Source organism: Streptomyces scabiei 87.22, assembly GCF_000091305.1.
In the GTDB taxonomy this organism is placed as follows: Bacteria; Actinomycetota; Actinomycetes; order Streptomycetales; family Streptomycetaceae; genus Streptomyces; species Streptomyces scabiei.
On record NC_013929.1, the window covers coordinates 6,784,704 to 6,801,634 of the forward strand.

Below are 16,931 nucleotides of genomic sequence, written 5' to 3' on the forward strand. Positions count from 1 at the left end.
GTGGCTGTCCGCACCGTCTCCGTCATCCTCACTGCGGACATCACCGCGTTCCGGGCCCGCATGGGGGAGGCGTCGCGTACGGCCGGCCGCACCTCCCGCGACATCCGCACGCGGATGCGGGACGCCGGCCGGACCATGGTCCGGGTCGGCGAGAACCAGCGGACCGCCCTGAAGATGGTGCAGGGTGCCTCGATCGGCTTGATCGCCGCGTTCGGGTTCGCGGTCGCAGCGTCGGCACGGTTCGAGAAGGCCATGAGCAACGTCCGGGCCGTCACCCAGGCCAACGGCGCCGAGATGGTCAAACTCCGGTCGGCGGCACTGGAGATGGGCCGCACGACCGCGTTCTCTGCCGTGCAGGCGGCGGAGGCGGAGCACGAACTCGCCAAGGCCGGCGTGTCCACAGCCGACATCGCCGGGGGCGCGCTGCGCGGCGCCCTGAACCTGGCGGCGGCAGCCGAGATCAACGTCGCCGAGGGCGCGGAGATCGCCGCCAACGCGATGACCGTGTTCGGGCTGAAGGGCAAGGACGTCGGGCACGTCGCCGACGTCCTCGCGGCCGCCGCGAACAAGTCCACGACCGACGTGCACCAGATGGGCCTGTCCCTGCGGATGGCGGGCCAGGTCGCCTCCCAGACCGGGCTCAGCCTCGAAGACACCGTGGGCGCCCTGACCCTTTTCGCGGCTGAGGGCCTCAAGGGTTCCGACGCCGGCACCAGCTTCAAGGTGATGCTGCAGCGGCTCACCCCGCAGTCCAAAGAGGCGCAGGCCACGATGGACAAGCTGGGGTTCTCCGCCTACGACGCGCAGGGCAACTTCGTCGGTCTGCACGAGATGGCCGCGCGGATGAAGGAGTCGTTCGCCGGCCTGACGCCCGAGGCCCGCAACAGTGCGATGGGCATCATCTTCGGGTCGGACGCCGTCCGCGCCGCGAACATCATCTACAAGCACGGCGCGGAGGGCGTCCAGACCTACACCGACGCCGTCAATGATCAGGGCTACGCGCAGGCCGTCGCCATGACGCGCATGGACAACCTGATCGGCGACGTCAAGCTCCTGCGGGCGGCCCTTGAGTCGGCGCTCATCGAGACGGGCACGGCCGCGAACTCCTCGTTGCGGGACATGGTGCAGTGGGTCACCCGGCTCGTGAACGCCTACAGCAGCCTCCCGCCCGGCCTCCAGCAGTCCGTCGGCCTCCTGACCGGACTCGTCGGCATCCTCGGCCTGGCGGGCGCCTCGATGCTCCTGCTGCTGCCTCGCATCATGCTGGTGCGCCGCGAGTTGATCGCGCTGGGCATCACCTCGACCGTGGTCCGGGCGCAGATGATGACGCTGGGCAAGCTGGGCCTCGTCCTGGGCGCCCTCACCGCCGTCGCCTGGGGCATCGACTCCCTTGCCGACAAGATGCGCGGCGCCGGCCCGGACGCGACCAAGCTCGCCAACTCGCTGGTGGACCTGGCGCAGAAGGGCAAGAAGGGCGGTGAGCTGACCAAGGCGTTCGGCAAGGATCTGGACGGCTTCGGCGAGGCGGTCGCGCGGATCGCCCACCCCAACGTGGCCGGCCGCTTCGAGGACTTCCTGTCGACGTTCGACCCGATGGCTGACGGCAGCCCCTGGCTGGAGGACGCTCGGGAGAAGGTGGCCTCGCTCGACGAGGCCCTTGCCTCGCTCGTGGCGAGCGGCGCCACCGACGTGGCTGCCGAAGGCTTCAAGCAGATGGCGGCCGAGGCGGAGAAGCACGGCACCTCTGCTGAGAAGCTGCTGACGCTGCTGCCGAGCTACGCCAACGGTCTGGCGGGTGCAGACACACAGGCGAAAATCACCGCCGCGTCGGAAGGCGAACTCGGCGAGGCGACGGCCATGACCGCCGACGAGATGGCCGATCAGCGCACGGCGGCCGAGAAGCTGACCGAGGCGCTGAACCTCCTGAACGGCGTCGCGATCACCACGGCCGAGCAGCAGATCGCTTTCGAGCAGTCTCTCGACGACCTCGCCGCAGCGGTGAAGGAGAACGGCACAGGGCTGGACATCACCTCGGAGAAGGGGCGTGCGGTGAAGACCGCGTTCCTCGACTCGGCGAAGGCTGCACAGGAGTACGCCCAGTCGGTGGCCGACCAGAAGGGCTCGGTGGAGGCCGGGAACGCCGTCCTGGAGACCAGTATCGGCGCTCTGAAGCGGACGATGAGGCAGGCCGGGTTCACCGAAAAGCAGATCAAGGACCTGATCGGCAGGTACGCGCAGATCCCGCCGAAGACCGGCACGGAGGTCAAGGCCGAGACCGACGGCGCGATCTCTGATCTGGAGAACGTGCAGCGGAAGGTCAAGAACACCCGCGGCAAGAAGATCACCGTCGACGCCCTGACCAAGGCCGGTGAGGCCGCGCTCGAACGGCTCGGCTACAAGGTGAAGCGGACCAAGGGCAAGAAGGTCACCATCACGGTGCCCACCGGCAGCCAGCAGGCCGCCGTGTACGCCCTCGCCAGTGCGATCGCCGGACTGCGTGACAAGAGCGTCCGGATCACCACGTACTACAGCTACAAGGGCAAGAACATCGCGGGCGTGAGCGCCGGGCGCATGTCGTACGGCGGCATCGTCGGCCACGCCGCGGACGGCCTCTACATTCCCGGCTACGCCCCCCGCATCGACGATCAGCTGATCCTCGCGTCCCGGGGCGAGGGCGTCCTCGTGCCGGAGACGGTCCGCAAGGGCGGGCAGCGCACGGGACTCGGCCCGGCCGGCTTCATCGGCGCCCTCAACAACTGGGGCCGTCTCGGCACCCGGATGCCGATGTTCGCGGACGGCGGCATCGTCGGCTACGCCAACGGCGGCACCGTCAAGCGGAAGAAGACCACGCCCCAGTCCGTCATCAACGCCCGCCGTGAACTGCCCGGCGACTTCGGGGACTTCTCCCGCTCGCTGACCAAGTCGGCGTCCGAGATCAAGTCCGCGGCCAAGGCGCTCGCCACGGACCTGAAGAAGCTGGGCAAGACCGGATGGCGGCTCGCCGGACAGGTCGAACGGACCAGCCGCAAACTACAGTCCCTCGCGGACAAGCGGGACAACCTCCGCGAGAAGATCGCCGAGGGCAGGCAGTTCGCCAAGGACCAGACCTCCAGCAGCAAAGAGTTCATGGCGCTGGGCGACGGCAAGAACGCCCGCGCCCTGATCAAAGACCTGAAGGCGCGGCAGGCCGAAGCCACCGACTTCAAGAAGGACGTCGACTTCCTGCGAAAGCGCGGCCTGAACAAGGACTTGCTGCGGCAGGTCATCGAGGAGGGGCCCGGCAGCGATCTCGCCGAGCGCCTGATGACCGCCTCCGGCTCCGAGTTCAAGGAGCTCAACTCGCTGGCGAAGAAGGGTGCCGGGCTCGCCAAGAGCATCGGCCGGACCTCGGCCGACGCCCTGTACGACGCGGGCAAGAACGCCGGCAAGGGTTTCCTCCAGGGCCTGATCTCGCAGGAGAAGGCTCTGCAGAAGCAGATGGACAAGTTGGGCCAGAGCCTGGTCAAGGCCATCAAGAAGGCCCTGAAGATCAAGTCGCCGTCGGCCGTCATGCGGGACCAGGTCGGCATGCAGCTCGGCGCCGGCCTGGTGCAGGGGATGGACCGGACCCTCGTGGACGTGCAGGCGGCCGGGCACCGCATGTCTGCTGCGGCGATCAGCGCCGCCTGGGGCGGCCCCTCGCCTGGCTCGGCCGCAGCCACGGCCGGAGGCCAGTTCACGGGTCAGCTGTTCCTCGACAACGGCACCTTCCTCGGCGCCGTGAAGGGCACCGTGCAGCCGATGATCCGCGAGTCCGAGCAGCGGCAGGCGTTCCGGGCGAAGGTTGGGGGGCGCTGAGTGGCCATCTCCTTCATCGGCATCGGGGCTCTGTCCAACCACGCCGACACGATCACCCCCGCCTACCCGGCCGGGGCGACCGCCGGGCGCCTGGCCGTCCTCCAGGTCGTATCCGCGCACACCGACGAGTCCATCCCCACCACCCCTTCCGGTTGGAACCTGGCCGGCACGTTCTCCGGCGGCGGTGGCGTGTTCGGGGCGGCGGCGGGTCCGCGGCGGGTGACGTTCTTCACCCGGGTCCTGGTGGGCTCGGATGCGGCTCCGTCGACACGGATTCCGTCCGGGTCCACGGGGTCGCTGGTGTGCGGCCGGATCCTCGTGCTGGATCGCAGCGCGGGCACCGGCTGGCGGTGGGCCGTCACCTTCGGGGAGGACACCTCCTCCGGGACCGGGTTCTCGGCTGCGGCCTCCACGGCGCTGACGTGGGCGGCCGGAGATTTCGCGGTGCTCGGCTACGGCGTGAGCGTGTCCACGGCATCGGCGACAGCGGAGGCCGTGGCCGCCACCGGCATCACCTTCGGCACGGTGACCGAGCGGGCCGACGACGCTGTCACGGACGGCCATGACGCCCGGCTGATCACGGCGACCGGAGCGGTGTCGTCCGGCAGCGGCACCCAGTCGCCGACGGTCACGGCGACGCTGGCTGCCGCAGCCGTCGGCGTGGCCGGCGTCCTGCGGGTCCGGGAGGCGACCGCGGCCATCGCGGCCGTCGCACAGACCGCGTTCCCTCCTCGGAACCTGGCGTCGGTGACGGGCATGCTCGCGGAGAACATCGTCGCCGCCACCATCTACCGGGTGATCGGCGCGAGCCGGGTGGCGGTCCGGGCGGCCGAAGCGGTCGACGTCACCGGGCAGACCGCGCTGCTTCGTGTCGACGCCGAGCAGCCTTTCGGTGTGGCCGTGTCGTACATGGCCGAGCTGGAGGACGTCAACGGCAACGTGTGGACCGTGGAGTCGGTCGGCACGATCACATCGACCGTGGACGGGGACGTCATCTCCGACGCGATCCGTGGGCTCGGGGCGACCGTGGTGGTCGCTTCCTGGCCGGACAAGAAACGAGACCGCGACGCGACCCAGTTCAACGTGGGCGGCCGCATCGTCGTCGTGTCCCGGCCGCGGTCGAGTGCCTCAGCGACCGTCCTGGTGCGCACCGAAACCGAGGAGCAGGGCGACGCGCTGAACGAGGTGCTCGGCTCCGCCACCGAGGGCATCATCCTCATCCGCGCACGGACCAGCATCCCGGGCGTCGACGGGCACGTGGCCGCCCTGTCGGACACGGAGGACCGCAACTGGTACGACCCGGTGCGCCGTTGGAGCCTTGACATCGTCGAGACCGAGGCGTGGCCCACCATCCTGGAGGCCGCGGGTTTCACGCTGCAGGACGTGGCCGACAACTACACCTCCCTGGCGGACCTTGCTGCGGACAACGCCACGCTCCTCGCCCTGGCGCTGAAGGACTTCGGGGTCTGACGTGCTGGAGATGTCCGATGCCGCCCTGGCCGTTGTGCAGCGCAGCCACACCGTGGTCGTCCGCGCCGAGTCGTGGCGGGCCGGTGAACTCCTCGCGGACAGCATCCCCGTCGCGGGCGGCGGCGAGGACCGGGACACCTCCCTCGCCGTTCCGGAGCGGGTCACGCTGACCGTGCCGCGACGGGACCGCGGCGTTGAGTGGGATCCGATCAGCCCGGACCATCCGCTGGCCGCGTTCGGGCAGCAGCTGCGGATCTCCTACGGCGTCGACGTCGGCGGATCGACGGAGTGGATCGACCGCGGCTGGTTCCTCACCACCAGCGCGGAGACCGACGGCGACACCGTCAACGTGCAGGCCGAGGGCCTGCTGTCGCTGATCGACGAGGCCAAGCTCGTGGCCCCGTTCCAGCCGTCGGGCACCCTCGCGTCCACGGTGCGCTCCCTCGTCGAGCCCGCGCTCACCGTCACGTTCGACGGATCCCTGGTCGACCGGTCCGTGCCCGTGGGCATGCAGTGGGACGAGGACCGCATGGGCGCCCTCAGCGAAGTCCTCGACGCCTGGCCCGCCGTGCCCAGGGTCACCGAGGACGGCTACCTGCGCATCGAGCCCCTCGACGACACAGGCGATCCGGTCCTCTCCATCACCGACGGGGCGGGCGGCACCGTGGTGCGCTGGCAGGGCGCCTCCAGCAGGGACGGCGCGTTCACCGTGGTCGTCGCCCGCGGCGAGAACAGCGACGGCGACCAGATCCAGGGCGTGGCCTACGACCGGTCCGGCAACAGCCCCCTGCGCGCCGACGGCCCGTTCTCCCCGCTGCCGGTGCCCTACATTTTCTCGTCCCCGCTGCTCACGACCGTCTCGCAGTGCCGGACCGCCGCAGCGGCGACGCTGGCCCGCCTGCGCCGCACAGCCTCACGACGGCTGACCGTGACGATGGTGCCGCACCCCGGCCTCATCACCGGCGATGTGGTCTCGGTGACCGGCGCCGGCCTCACCAACCAGCCCTGCATGATCGAGAAGCAGATGCTGCCGTACGCGCCGGACACGATGACGCTCACGGTGAGGACGATCGATGCCTGACCTCCGCGACCTCAAGGCCTCCCTCGCCCGCAGCGGCCCGCTCATCGGCTACGCGGACTCGACCGTCACCAGCGGCGCCTGCACCGCATCCGTCGGCGGCATCCCGACCACGGTCCGCGTCGTTAGCGGCCTCGCCGTCGCCGTCGGCGACACCCTCCTCTTGCACCGCGTGGGCTCCACCTACGTGGCCGCCGCCATCCTCGCCGCCGCCCCCGCGGTGCCCCCGCCGCCGCCCCCGGCGCAGGAGAACCCGCCGGACACGGGCGACACGGCGCCGGTGCCGAAGCCGGTCACGACGACCGGCACGCTGACCTGCACGCCGGTCGCCACCGCCTCCTACCGGGACGGCAAGTGGCGCACCGACATCGGCTCCGTCAACTACGCCGATACGTTCCAGGGCCGTTACGCGGGCTCCGGCTACGGCCGCAACACCGGCGTCGCCTTCTACGGCAGTAAGCCGCGCTCGCTGTCCGGGGCCACGGTCACCAAGGCGACCATCCGGGTGAAGCGCCTGTCCGCTGGTGACTTCGCGGCCCGCACGGCCACCCTCCGGCTCGTCACCCAGGCGACCCGGCCGTCGGGCGCACCGACGCTGAACGAGACCACGTCCGGGCCGTCGTTGAAGGTCGGCTCCTCGGGGACGTTCACGATCCCGGACGCCTGGGCGCAGGCCATCGTCGACGGCACCCGCGGCGGCATCGCCATCTCCATCAGTTCCGACAACCCGTACATCCGATTCGCCGGCCGGGGCTCGTGGTCCGCGGCGTGGACTCTCACGATCTCGTGGAGGCGCAGTTCATGAGCCAGGAAACCTCCAAGGGGATCACGTACCCGGAGAGCACCGACCATGCCCGTCTGTGGGAGCACCTCCAGGCCCTGGCGGAGGACGCCGACGCGATCATCCCGGGCAGCATCGACGTGCAGACGTTCACCAGCAGCGGCACGTGGAACAAGCCTGCCGGCGCACGGTTCGTCGTCGTCGAGGTGCAAGCGGGCGGCGGCGGCTCCGGCGGCTGCCCCTCCACCACGGCCGGACAGGGTGCCGCGTCGCCGGGTGGCGCGGGCGGCGAGTACGCCCGCGGCTGGTTCGCCGCTGCCACGCTCGGCGCCACAGAGGCCGTCACGGTCGGCGCGGGCGGCACGGCCGGAGCCGCGGGAGCGAACGCCGGCGGCAACGGCGGAGCCTCCTCGTTCGGCGCACACATCACCTGCTCCGGAGGCGACGGCAGCCAGGCCGGCACCGCCTCCTCCGGAGCCAGCGCGAGCCTCGCCGGGGCCGACGGCGGGACCGGAGGCTCCGGCGGCAGCGTCAGGGTTCCCGGGGGCGACGGCGGCTGCTCGCAGACGATGTCCGGCTTCCCGGTGAAGTTCAACAACGGCGGCGGCAGCGTACTCGGGGCGATGCAGCGTTCCAGCGGCATCTCCGTCGGCCAGACCGCCGGCATCGCCGGCAACTCGTACGGAGGCGGCGCGGCTGGCGGCTCCAACGGCCCTAGCCTGTCGTCGGTTGCGGGCGCCGCAGGCGGGCCGGGCATCGTCGTCGTCACCACCCTCAAGGCGTAGCCGTGGCGGAGGAGCCGGGGCCTGACGTGCCCGGCCTGCCGTTCACCTGCGAGCGCCGCGACGGATCCACCGCCGAGCAGTGGGACGCCCCGACGCGCACCTACCGGCGATTCGAGTGCGGGGCCCTCGTCGAGGAGCGTCCCTTCACACCGGCTGAGGACGCCTGGGCACTGACCAGGACCGTCGAGGACACGCGCCGTGCGAACCGGGACCAGCTGGGCGCACGCGTCCGCACGGCCCTCGCGAACAACGCGGCCTACCTGGACAAGGTGCAGGCCGGTACAGCCACCAACGCCGACCACATCGCGCAAGTCCCGGCGCTCACACGGCAGATGCAGGGCGTGATCCGGCTCCTCGTCGGCTCCGACCTCCTTGACCAGATCGGAGGCTGACGTGACGGCAGTACGCGTCTGCTCCCTCATCACCAGCGAACCGCAGCTGATCCCTCCCGGCGGATACCACGTCGTCCGCTTCCCGTATGCAGGGGAGTCCTACGACGCCCACGACATGCATGCGGTGGAGCAGCCGGACGGCTACGTGGTCGGGAACTGGGCCACGGATGACCGCTCGGGGCTGATCTGGCCGTCCGACGAAGGCTGGGGCTCTCTCACCGCGGTGATCCAGTGGGAGGCCGGCGGCTACAGCGAGCTGCGTGACCAGTACATCCGTGACCCGCTGGGCCTGACCGACGATCCGAGGAACACGACCGGCACCGACCATCGGGTCCCGAGTCCCGGCATGCAGTGCTGGACCAAACACCACGAGTGCTTCGTGAACCTCGGGATGCCGCTCGCGTTGCGCGTCAGCCACAACGACACCGCGCCCCGCCGGCTCCTCCTCGCCCAGTTCAAGCTCGCCATCCACACCTGACGGAGGTACCTATGCCCGCGCCCACCATCTGCCGGATGGTCATCTACCGGCTGACCGACCACGACGCCCGGCACATCACCCAGCAGCGCGCCCACCACGAGCGGCGTGGCAACTTCGTGCGCGAGGGCGACCAGTACCCGGCGATCGTGGTGCGTGTCTTCGAGGGCAGCACCAACGGCACCTGCAACCTGAAGGTGCTCCTGGACGGCGAGGACGTCCACTGGGCCACATCAGCCCGCGAGGGCGACGAGCCTGGCACCTGGGCCTGGCCGGGGCGTGTGTGATGGCGCCCCCCATGCTTCCCGCCCAGTTCGCGGCGGTGCTGCGCGCTGAGGGGCTGACCGTCGTTGAGGTCGGCGACTGGGAGCACCACAACCGCAACCACATCGGCCTGTGGGGGCCCGTCCACGGCGTGATGATCCACCACACCGTCACCTCCGGCAGCGAGCGCACCGTACGCATCTGCCGGAACGGTTACGTCGGGCTGCCCGGCCCGCTGTGCCACGGCGTCATCACCAAGGACGGCCGCGTCCACCTCGTCGGCTACGGCCGCGCCAACCACGCCGGCCTCGGCGACGACGACGTCCTCCAGGCGGTCATCGACGAGAAGGCCCTCCCGCCGGACAACGAGTCGAACACCGACGGCAACCGCCACTTCTACGGCTTCGAGTGCGAGAACCGGGGCGACGGCGAAGATCCCTGGCCCGAGGTTCAACTCGACGCCATCGAACGGGTCTCCGCCGCGATCTGCCGCCACCACGGCTGGAACGAGCGCTCCGTCATCGGCCACCTGGAGTGGCAGCCCGGGAAGGTCGACCCGCTCGGCTTCACCATGGCGTCGATGCGGGCCCGGGTCCACGACCGGCTCGCCCCGGCGGTCACCTACACCGTGCGCACCGGCGACACCCTCTGGTCGATCGCCGCGAGCAGGCTGGGCGACGGCGCCCGGTGGCGCGAGATCGCCCAGCTCAACGCCCTCAAGGACGCCGACGCGATCACGCCCGGTCAGACCCTGAAGCTCCCCAGGAAGTGAGGTAGGTCCATGCGGATCTCGGAGTTCGCCAAGGCCGTCGTCGCCGCGCTCGCGGCGGGAGCTGCCGCCGCAGGCACGGCCGTGCAGGACGGCGTGGTCACGAGCGGCGAGGGCATCGGTGTGGTGCTCGCTGTGCTGGGCGCGCTCGGCATCACCTACTGGGTGCCGAACCGGGAGCCCAAGGACCCGTCGTGACGGCGGTTCCCGACCCGACGACCAACGTCGCGGTCGAGCTGGCCCAGCTGCGAGGGGAGATCAATACGGGCCTGGAGTCCATCAAGGGAACCCTGGGCATCCTCGTCGAGCGCACGACACGCACGGACGCTGACGTCCGGCAGCTGCGTGCCGACATGGAGGCCGAACTGCAGAAGATCCGCGACGAGGAGTTCAAGCCTCTGCGGACCAAGGTCGATGCGCTGGAGGACCGCCGGTTCCCGCTCCCCGTCGTCGGCGCGCTCACCGGCGTCGGTGCTCTGCTCGCCGCCGTGATCGGCCTGCTCCTCACGCGCTGACGCTCGCGCCCCGTCGTCTGCCCTTCCGGGCTGGCGGCGGGGCGCTTCGGCGTTTCACTCGGACGGCGGTTTGCCCAGAGTGCCGGGAACGGCAGAGTGGCGGCTGACTGCTGCTGGTTGTGGGCCGAGCATGGATCAAGCTCTACGGGAGTATCCATGCCTGTCGAACAGGTCTGCCAGTACGTCACCCTGCTGCTTCTGCTCCTCGACCTCGTGCGCCGATGGCGCCGTGGAGGCGGAGACGATGAGTAGCAGCCGGGGCAGAACATTTCCCACCGCCGACGTATTGCGCGTTCCGGCCATGGTGGCGCATTGTGGTCGCCTCGTCACCTCACCGGCGCTCCTGGAGGGGTCCGGCTCCTCCCGGGGGTGACGAGGCTCTGTACTCGGTGCTCTGGCTGCGCCCCCCGTCGCGGCCGGGGCGCCGTGCTGTACTCGTGGCTGTGGCCCGCTCCAGTTCGGTTGGAGCGGGCCACAGTCGTACATGTCGGGTCAGGCGTGGAGCGATCCGGTGCGCACGCCGGTGACGAAGGAGCCGAAGACCGCGCCGGGCAGGACCAGGGCGGGGCCGTCGGGGTTCTTCGAGTCGCGCACGGCGACCGCGTCTTCGAGGCCAGCGACCTCGACGCAGTTGTTGCCGCCGTTGCTGTAGGAGGACTTGACCCAGGTGACGTCGAGGTCGGAGGCAGCAAGGGTGCGGATGTCAGTCATGGGTGATCTCTCGTGAGAGCGTGGACAGAAACTTCGGGGTGTCCTCGGCGGGCAGGGCCGACCGGGAGAGGGCTTCCATCTGGCGCCGGAACTGGCTGACCTCGCGCGGCTTGTCCGTCACGGCTGCTCCGAAGCCGGCGGTGTCCACCTGAACGGTGGCGGGCATCGCGTCGCCAAGGTCCATGATCGCGAAGTCGTGGGCGCCGAGGTAGCCGCGGACCGTCTGCGGAAGGATCTGGATGGTGATGTGGTCGAGGGCTGCGAGTGCGGTGATCTCGCTGTACTGCTCGCGCATGACGTTCTCGTCGCCGACGATGTAGCGCAGCGCGGGCTCGTAGAGGATCACCCACAGCCGCAGTGGGTTGTGGTCCCGGAGCAGGGCCTCCTTCCTCCTCATCCGGATCGTGACGTTGTGCTCCAGGAACTCGGACGTGATCTCGGTGATCGGCCGTACGTTCTCGTGGATCGATCGCGCGTACGCCTCGGTCTGGAGCAGCCCGTACACGAGGTTCGGGTGGTAGGCGCGGATCTCCTCGGCGGCCGCCTCGATGCCGAGGAACTTGGGCATGCCGGAGGAGAGGTTGCCGGTGTGGTTCGTCCACCACTCCTGGCTTGATGCTTCACGCTGAATGGCGAGCAGCTCTTCGACCCGGTCGTCGTCGGTGACCCGGTAGACAGCGAGGAGCTTCTTCAGCTGCTCGGCCCTGCGGAAGCTCTGCAGGCCGGTCTCGACCCGCTGGAGCTGGGTGTCGCTGATCCGGAGCCTGGTGGCCGCGTCCACGATGGTGAGCCCGGCCTCTTTGCGTAGCTGGCGCAGCTGGTGGCCGAGTTCGATTCGTCGCGCCGTGGGTCGGTGGGGTGCCGCCATGTGCCTGCCTCTCCGGCTCAAGTGCCCGGACTACTCGCTGACGTGCGCAGCATGACACCCCAACTGCCTGCCTCACCAGCCCATTTGCGCGTTTCGGCATATGCCAATTTTCCTGCAGATGGGTATTCACCCGGAGATTCGCTTGCGCACCTGCACGGTGGGGCGCCACGGTGTTAGTGGAAGCCCTGTGGTGCCCACACTGCGAGGGGCTGCGCTCACCCGCCGGGAGGGGTAGTGGATGCAGAGCGGGGACTTACTCCGAGCCGCCACCTTCTCCGGGCCTCGGCGCCTCGACAGCGAAGGACCCGCGCCCGGGAACGGTGTAGACGACGCCCTCTTCAGCGAGAGCCGCGATCGACCGTCGCACCGTGCTGCGGGCGAGACCGTACTCCTGTACGAGCCGGGCCTCGCTGGCGATCGCGCGACCCGGTGGCCAGTCGCCTCTGGTGATGCGCGCTTTCAGGATCTCGGCCAGCTGCCTGTAGGGCGTGACCGGACCGTCGTGGACGATCTTGTCGTTGGGTCCGAACGTCATGGCCGCGGAACCTATCCAGGCACGATCGTGCGTCGTCGTTGAGATCCGCACAAACACGTATCGATGCGTATCGGTACGCGTCGATGCGTATCGAATGTTCGAACATGCCAAACCCCGGCGAGGTGGTGGCCTCCCGGGGCGCGGCCGACTTTGAAGGAGTCGACAGTGAACCTTGTACCACGATTGCTCGAACACGGAAGAGCGCTGCTGGCGGGAGGCACCCGATCCAGCCGCCGCACGCCGAGTGCGAGCCCCGCGCTCGGCCCGCGCCCCGGCCGCCGGCACAGGCCGTGCGGCGTCCTGGAAGCCGCCCTCGTCGGGGCGCGCCGTCGCCGCGCCCCGCACCTGTGGCCGGCCCCCGCCCGCCCGGCCGTCGAGGACGATGCGCTGACGCGCGACCTGGTCCGGGCCTACGTGCTGCCGGAGGACGAGGCCACACGCCGCCTCGCTTCCTCCACCAGGAGGTCGCGGTGACGATGACCGTCAGCAAGCCGGCCATCGGTGCCATCGTCGCGGACACCAGGCTCACCAGGATCGGGCGGGTCATGGGGCACGAGGGCCCGTACGTGCAGCTGCGCCCGATCAGCGGCGGCCGGGAGTGGGACGCCCTGCCGGAGGACACCCGCCCCGCCACGCTGCAGGAAGCCTTGAGCGCGGGCGTGGCTGCGGCCAACGCCCGGTCGCGAGGTGAGCTGCCATGACCCGCATCGTGTCGGAGGTCGAGGCGGATGCCCTGCCGATCGATCTGTGGACCATGCGCGAGGCGGCCGCCAGGCCGCTCGCCGGCGAGCCGATGTCGGGCGAGGACCTGGACAGGCTGAGGAACCAGCTGCGCGGGCATCTCCACGTCCTCGCGCCGGCCGTCGAGGCAGCGGCCGCCCGGCTCCCCGTCGGCTCCGAGGCCCGCAGACGTGCCCGCGCATGCTCCACGGTCGCCCATCAGGCGCTCTGCCTGGGGTCCGGGGACACGCGCCTCGTCCGGGTCTCGGTTGTGGGGAAGCTGGCTCACTCGGTGCGGAACCTGGCCCGCCACTGGGAGAGCCTGGGCGGCGCCAGCGCGAGCACCGCACCGGATCTGGGAAGGGTGGGCGGGCTGTGATCCGGTTCGTCGCTGTCGCCCTGTACGTGGCCGTCGTGTTCGCCCTCGTCCTCGCCGTGGTGCTGGCGCGGACCCCGTCCTGACGCACCCCCACAGCGACCGCAGGGTCAGGGTCGCACCCCATGACGCCCCTCCTGCCGGTGTCCCGCAAGACACCGGCAGGAGGCGGCAGCCCGCCCCGGCAGCGTCCCGCAAGACGCTGGCGGGGCGGGTGGGCTTCTCGCCCCTCTGAGCGCCCGCCCCATCGGTGTCCCGCAAGACACCGGCGGGGCGGGCTTCGTCATTCCCGAGCCCTGCCCCAACGTGTTAATAGACCAAGGCCGAACCACGGGTCGGCCTACCAGGATCCGGGGCTGATACGTGCCATGGCTCCACGGCTGGCCCTCATCTCGGTGGGCGCGGACAACCCGTACGGCCACCCGGCACCCGGTACGGTCGCCGCGCTGCGGGCCGGGGGTGCCACGGTGCTGCGGACGGACGAGGACGGCGCGATCGCTGTCGCGGGTACGGCGAAGGAGCTGCTCGTGGCGAGAGACTGACGTCATGGACACCGCAGAGCTGGACGCCTACCTTCGCCGCCTCGGAGCCGAGCAGCCGGCCCGGCCCACGGTCGACGCGCTGCGTGAACTGCAGCTGCGCCATCTGCGGGCGGTGCCGTTCGAGAACCTGTCGATCCACCTGGGCGAGGAGATCGTCCTGGAGGAGAAACACCTGCTGGAAAAGATCGTGGGGTACCGCAGGGGCGGCTTCTGCTTCGAACTCAACGGACTGTTCGGGGCGTTGCTCACGGCACTCGGGTTCGACGTGACACTGCTCGCGGCACGGGTGTACGGCGAGCAGGGGCGGCTCGGTATCCCGTATGACCATCTGGCGCTGCGCGTGCGGACGGTGGACGGGGGCGACCGGCTGGTCGACGTCGGGTTCGGGGCGAACAGCCACCGCCCGCTGGAGTTCGGGAATCGGGAGGAGCAGCAGGATCCCGGGGGCACGTTCCGGGTGGCCGAGGCGGACCGGGAGGGCGGAGGGCGTGAGTTCGGGGACCTGGATGTGTTCCGGGACGGCAAGCCGCAGTACCGGCTGGAGGTGAGGCCGCGTGTGCTCGGGGACTTCGTGGCCGGTGCCTGGTGGCACAGCACGTCACCGGCGTCCCATTTCACCCGGTCCCTGGTCTGCTCCCGCGTCGCCGAGGACGGCGGCCGCCTCACCCTCAGCGGCCGCACCCTCACGGTCACCTCGGCGAAGGGCGACCGCGAGGTGACCGAGCCGGCGACGGACGCGGAGGTGCTGGCGGTGTACCGGGACAGGTTCGGGATCGAGTTGGGGCGGGTTCCGGAGGTGGGGGCGGTTGAATGACGTGGTGAGCGACTACTGGACACCCGCGCATCAAGCGGTCGAGCAGGAGGATGCTGAAGCCCTGGCCCGGTTGCTGGCCGCTGGTTCCGATCCCGACGAGGTCTTCAGCGACATGACGCTGCTGACGCATGCGATCGACGTCGAGGGTGATGGCTCCCTGCAGAGCGGGCAGCCGTTGACGGTGCACACCACGGCCGTGTTGCTGGCCTTCGGGGCTGATCCGGAGCTCGCAGACCCGGCCGGCCGCACACCCATGGACATGGCCGATCGCTACGGCCACGGCCTGGCCGTGAAACTGCTGCAGGCCCACATCGGCAGACGAGCCGCCGATAGATGAGGGTGCGGGCGATGCTCGTGAAGGCGAGGAAGTGCTCGGCTTTGCGTGGAGGGGAGGGTCCCCGGAGGAGCAGGGAACAGGGCGGCGGAGAATAGGGGCCGTGAGTGATGTGAGACATGTGCTGGTGCTGCCTGATCGTGATGCGGCCGAGGAGGCGGCGGAGGCGCTCGGGGCGAGGTTCGGGCTGGACGAGGAGCCGCAGTTGGTGCGGGACGCGCTGGCGGGGGAGGACGACGCCGAGGACGCGCAGTGGCTGTTGGTGCTGCGGGACGAGCGGGGGCGGCTCGATCCGGTGGCGTTGGACGAGTTCGCGGGGGAGTGGGAGGGGTGGCGGGAGGAGCCGTAGTGCTCCGCCGGGGGTGCTCGCGGGCTTCCCCGCGCCCCTGAGGGAGCGGACCGTACGCCGGTCGGGTTGTCAGTGGGGCGTGGGATGCTGTCCGGGATGGCCAAGAAGACTGCGCAAGACGATCCTCTCGCCCCCGTGACGCTTGCCGTGGGGCAGGAGGAGCTGCTGCTCGACCGTGCCGTGCAGGTGGTGGTGGCCGCCGCGCGGGCCTCCGACGCGGACACGGACGTACGGGATCTGTCCTCGGACCAGTTGCAGCCCGGCACGCTCGCCGAGCTGACGAGTCCGTCGCTCTTCGCGGAGCGGAAGGTCGTGGTCGTGCGGAATGCGCAGGATCTGTCGGCCGACACCGTCAAGGACGTGAAGGCGTATCTCGGGGCCCCTGCCGAGGAGATCACCCTGGTGCTGTTGCACGCGGGCGGGGCCAAGGGGAAGGCGCTGCTGGACGCCGCGCGCAAGGCGGGGGCGCGGGAGGTGGCGTGCCCCAAGATGACGAAGCCGGGGGATCGGCTGGCGTTCGTGCGGGGGGAGTTCCGGATGCTCGGCCGGTCGGCGACGCCCGAGGCGTGCCAGGCGCTGGTCGACGCGATCGGGAGTGATCTGCGGGAGCTGGCGGCCGCGGCGTCGCAGCTGGTCGCGGATGTCGAGGGCACGATCGACGAGGCCGTGGTCGGGCGGTACTACAGGGGGCGGGCCGAGGCGTCGAGCTTCGAGGTGGCCGACCGGGCCGTGGAGGGGCGGGCGGCGGAGGCGCTGGAGGCGCTGCGGTGGTCGTTGGCGACCGGGGTGGCGCCGGTGCTGATCACCAGCGCGCTGGCCCAGGGCGTGCGGGCGATCGGGAAGCTGTCGTCGGCGCGGGGTGGGCGGCCGGGGGATCTCGCGCGGGAGTTGGGGATGCCGCCGTGGAAGATCGATCGGGTGCGGCAGCAGATGCGGGGGTGGACGCCGGACGGGGTGGCTGTGGCGTTGCGGGCCGTGGCCGAGGCGGATGCGGGGGTCAAGGGGGGCGGGGATGATCCGGAGTACGCGTTGGAGAAGGCGGTCGTGGTGATCGCGCGGGCGGCTCGGTCTCGTCGGGGCTGATTTCCTCGCCCCGCCGCCCGCCGCCCGCCGCCCGCCGCCCGCCGCCCGCCGCCCGCCGCCCGCCGCCTGCCGCCCGCCCCACGGAAGCCTTGCCGCACCCTGCGGTGAGCCCGCCCCGCCCCGGGGAAGCCTTGCGTCGCGCGCTGTGGTGAGCCCGCTGTGCCCCCTGCGCTCGCGCTCGCGAGTCCCCGCATCCCCGCATCCCCTCTCCACCGGCCGCCCCCACAGGCATG

At 70.7% G+C, this 16,931-nt stretch carries 21 protein-coding genes and 1 pseudogene; 19 read left to right on the top strand and 3 right to left on the bottom strand.

The window, feature by feature from the left end:
• Genes SCAB_RS29260 through SCAB_RS29310 form a run of 11 tightly spaced genes read left to right on the top strand, consistent with a single transcriptional unit; the run spans position 1 to position 10,366 of the window.
• Positions 1–3,837, top strand: coding sequence for a phage tail tape measure protein (locus SCAB_RS29260; protein ID WP_013003704.1), 3,837 nt, complete (start codon positions 1–3; stop codon positions 3,835–3,837).
• Positions 3,838–5,307 (top strand): hypothetical protein, encoded by a 1,470-nt coding sequence (locus tag SCAB_RS29265; protein WP_013003705.1) that lies wholly within the window; start codon positions 3,838–3,840, stop codon positions 5,305–5,307.
• A gap of 10 nt (positions 5,308–5,317) precedes the next feature.
• Positions 5,318–6,388, top strand: a complete 1,071-nt coding sequence (locus tag SCAB_RS29270; RefSeq protein ID WP_331459150.1) for a DUF5047 domain-containing protein — start codon at positions 5,318–5,320, stop codon at positions 6,386–6,388.
• On the top strand, positions 6,381–7,190 hold the full coding sequence (locus SCAB_RS29275; protein ID WP_013003707.1) for a hypothetical protein: 810 nt from the start codon (positions 6,381–6,383) through the stop codon (positions 7,188–7,190). The genes SCAB_RS29270 and SCAB_RS29275 overlap by 8 nt, the downstream gene beginning before the upstream one ends.
• On the top strand, positions 7,187–7,951 hold the full coding sequence (locus SCAB_RS29280) for a glycine-rich domain-containing protein (RefSeq protein ID WP_148274233.1): 765 nt from the start codon (positions 7,187–7,189) through the stop codon (positions 7,949–7,951). The genes SCAB_RS29275 and SCAB_RS29280 overlap by 4 nt, the downstream gene beginning before the upstream one ends.
• 2 nt (positions 7,952–7,953) lie before the next feature.
• On the top strand, positions 7,954–8,343 hold the full coding sequence (locus SCAB_RS29285; protein ID WP_013003709.1) for a hypothetical protein: 390 nt from the start codon (positions 7,954–7,956) through the stop codon (positions 8,341–8,343).
• 1 nt (position 8,344) lies between these two features.
• Positions 8,345–8,821, top strand: coding sequence for a hypothetical protein (locus SCAB_RS29290; RefSeq protein WP_013003710.1), 477 nt, complete (start codon positions 8,345–8,347; stop codon positions 8,819–8,821).
• 11 nt (positions 8,822–8,832) lie between these two features.
• Complete coding sequence (locus SCAB_RS29295; RefSeq protein WP_041669788.1) at positions 8,833–9,105, top strand: hypothetical protein; 273 nt, start codon at positions 8,833–8,835, stop codon at positions 9,103–9,105.
• A gap of 11 nt (positions 9,106–9,116) precedes the next feature.
• On the top strand, positions 9,117–9,854 hold the full coding sequence (locus SCAB_RS29300) for a LysM peptidoglycan-binding domain-containing protein (RefSeq protein ID WP_013003712.1): 738 nt from the start codon (positions 9,117–9,119) through the stop codon (positions 9,852–9,854).
• 9 nt (positions 9,855–9,863) lie between these two features.
• Positions 9,864–10,049 (top strand): hypothetical protein, encoded by a 186-nt coding sequence (locus SCAB_RS29305; protein ID WP_013003713.1) that lies wholly within the window; start codon positions 9,864–9,866, stop codon positions 10,047–10,049.
• Positions 10,046–10,366 (top strand): hypothetical protein, encoded by a 321-nt coding sequence (locus SCAB_RS29310; protein WP_013003714.1) that lies wholly within the window; start codon positions 10,046–10,048, stop codon positions 10,364–10,366. The genes SCAB_RS29305 and SCAB_RS29310 overlap by 4 nt, the downstream gene beginning before the upstream one ends.
• A gap of 492 nt (positions 10,367–10,858) precedes the next feature.
• Here SCAB_RS29310 and SCAB_RS29315 read toward each other — a convergent pair whose 3' ends face one another.
• The 3 genes from SCAB_RS29315 to SCAB_RS29325 form a co-directional block, all read right to left on the bottom strand.
• On the bottom strand, positions 10,859–11,077 hold the full coding sequence (locus SCAB_RS29315; RefSeq protein WP_013003716.1) for a DUF397 domain-containing protein: 219 nt from the start codon (positions 11,075–11,077) through the stop codon (positions 10,859–10,861).
• The gene (locus tag SCAB_RS29320) at positions 11,070–11,945 is read right to left on the bottom strand and encodes a helix-turn-helix domain-containing protein (protein WP_013003717.1); all 876 of its coding nucleotides are present in this window, start codon (positions 11,943–11,945) and stop codon (positions 11,070–11,072) included. The genes SCAB_RS29315 and SCAB_RS29320 overlap by 8 nt, the downstream gene beginning before the upstream one ends.
• A 253-nt stretch (positions 11,946–12,198) precedes the next feature.
• Positions 12,199–12,480 carry a GntR family transcriptional regulator gene (locus SCAB_RS29325; RefSeq protein WP_013003718.1) on the bottom strand — a complete coding sequence of 94 codons (282 nt, stop codon included), beginning with the start codon at positions 12,478–12,480 and terminating at the stop codon, positions 12,199–12,201.
• 165 nt (positions 12,481–12,645) lie between these two features.
• Between SCAB_RS29325 and SCAB_RS29330 the strand changes: the two genes are divergently transcribed.
• From SCAB_RS29330 to holA, 8 genes and pseudogenes are all read left to right on the top strand, one after another.
• Complete coding sequence (locus tag SCAB_RS29330; RefSeq protein ID WP_148274234.1) at positions 12,646–12,954, top strand: hypothetical protein; 309 nt, start codon at positions 12,646–12,648, stop codon at positions 12,952–12,954.
• 2 nt (positions 12,955–12,956) lie between these two features.
• Positions 12,957–13,181: a hypothetical protein gene (locus SCAB_RS29335; RefSeq protein ID WP_041669790.1), complete on the top strand. Its 225-nt coding sequence runs from the start codon at positions 12,957–12,959 to the stop codon at positions 13,179–13,181.
• Complete coding sequence (locus tag SCAB_RS29340; RefSeq protein WP_013003721.1) at positions 13,178–13,579, top strand: DUF6415 family natural product biosynthesis protein; 402 nt, start codon at positions 13,178–13,180, stop codon at positions 13,577–13,579. Before SCAB_RS29335 ends, SCAB_RS29340 begins: the two co-directional genes overlap by 4 nt.
• Positions 13,580–13,902: 323 nt before the next feature.
• A pseudogene (locus tag SCAB_RS45355) lies at positions 13,903–14,118 on the top strand (ComEC/Rec2 family competence protein); the annotation flags it as partial.
• Between the two features lie 4 nt (positions 14,119–14,122).
• Positions 14,123–14,932, top strand: coding sequence for an arylamine N-acetyltransferase family protein (locus SCAB_RS29345; protein WP_013003724.1), 810 nt, complete (start codon positions 14,123–14,125; stop codon positions 14,930–14,932).
• A gap of 4 nt (positions 14,933–14,936) precedes the next feature.
• The gene (locus SCAB_RS29350; RefSeq protein ID WP_037723894.1) at positions 14,937–15,269 is read left to right on the top strand and encodes a hypothetical protein; all 333 of its coding nucleotides are present in this window, start codon (positions 14,937–14,939) and stop codon (positions 15,267–15,269) included.
• A gap of 100 nt (positions 15,270–15,369) precedes the next feature.
• On the top strand, positions 15,370–15,615 hold the full coding sequence (locus SCAB_RS29355) for a hypothetical protein (protein ID WP_013003726.1): 246 nt from the start codon (positions 15,370–15,372) through the stop codon (positions 15,613–15,615).
• Positions 15,616–15,711: 96 nt separating this feature from the next.
• Positions 15,712–16,698 (top strand): DNA polymerase III subunit delta, encoded by a 987-nt coding sequence (gene holA / locus SCAB_RS29360; protein ID WP_193789220.1) that lies wholly within the window; start codon positions 15,712–15,714, stop codon positions 16,696–16,698.
• The last annotated feature ends 233 nt before the right edge of the window (positions 16,699–16,931 follow it).

Bases quoted from the DNA above. Each gene is read 5' to 3' on its own strand.
- holA (WP_193789220.1), top strand. From the start codon at position 15,712: ATGGCCAAGAAGACTGCGCAAGACGATCCTCTCGCCCCCGTGACGCTT.
- SCAB_RS29325 (WP_013003718.1), bottom strand. From the start codon at position 12,480: ATGACGTTCGGACCCAACGACAAGATCGTCCACGACGGTCCGGTCACG.
- SCAB_RS29270 (WP_331459150.1), top strand. From the start codon at position 5,318: ATGTCCGATGCCGCCCTGGCCGTTGTGCAGCGCAGCCACACCGTGGTC.
- SCAB_RS29315 (WP_013003716.1), bottom strand. From the start codon at position 11,077: ATGACTGACATCCGCACCCTTGCTGCCTCCGACCTCGACGTCACCTGG.
- SCAB_RS29295 (WP_041669788.1), top strand. From the start codon at position 8,833: ATGCCCGCGCCCACCATCTGCCGGATGGTCATCTACCGGCTGACCGAC.
- SCAB_RS29300 (WP_013003712.1), top strand. From the start codon at position 9,117: ATGCTTCCCGCCCAGTTCGCGGCGGTGCTGCGCGCTGAGGGGCTGACC.
- SCAB_RS29335 (WP_041669790.1), top strand. From the start codon at position 12,957: ATGACCGTCAGCAAGCCGGCCATCGGTGCCATCGTCGCGGACACCAGG.
- SCAB_RS29280 (WP_148274233.1), top strand. From the start codon at position 7,187: ATGAGCCAGGAAACCTCCAAGGGGATCACGTACCCGGAGAGCACCGAC.
- SCAB_RS29340 (WP_013003721.1), top strand. From the start codon at position 13,178: ATGACCCGCATCGTGTCGGAGGTCGAGGCGGATGCCCTGCCGATCGAT.
- SCAB_RS29320 (WP_013003717.1), bottom strand. From the start codon at position 11,945: ATGGCGGCACCCCACCGACCCACGGCGCGACGAATCGAACTCGGCCAC.
- SCAB_RS29305 (WP_013003713.1), top strand. From the start codon at position 9,864: ATGCGGATCTCGGAGTTCGCCAAGGCCGTCGTCGCCGCGCTCGCGGCG.
- SCAB_RS29275 (WP_013003707.1), top strand. From the start codon at position 6,381: ATGCCTGACCTCCGCGACCTCAAGGCCTCCCTCGCCCGCAGCGGCCCG.
- SCAB_RS29345 (WP_013003724.1), top strand. From the start codon at position 14,123: ATGGACACCGCAGAGCTGGACGCCTACCTTCGCCGCCTCGGAGCCGAG.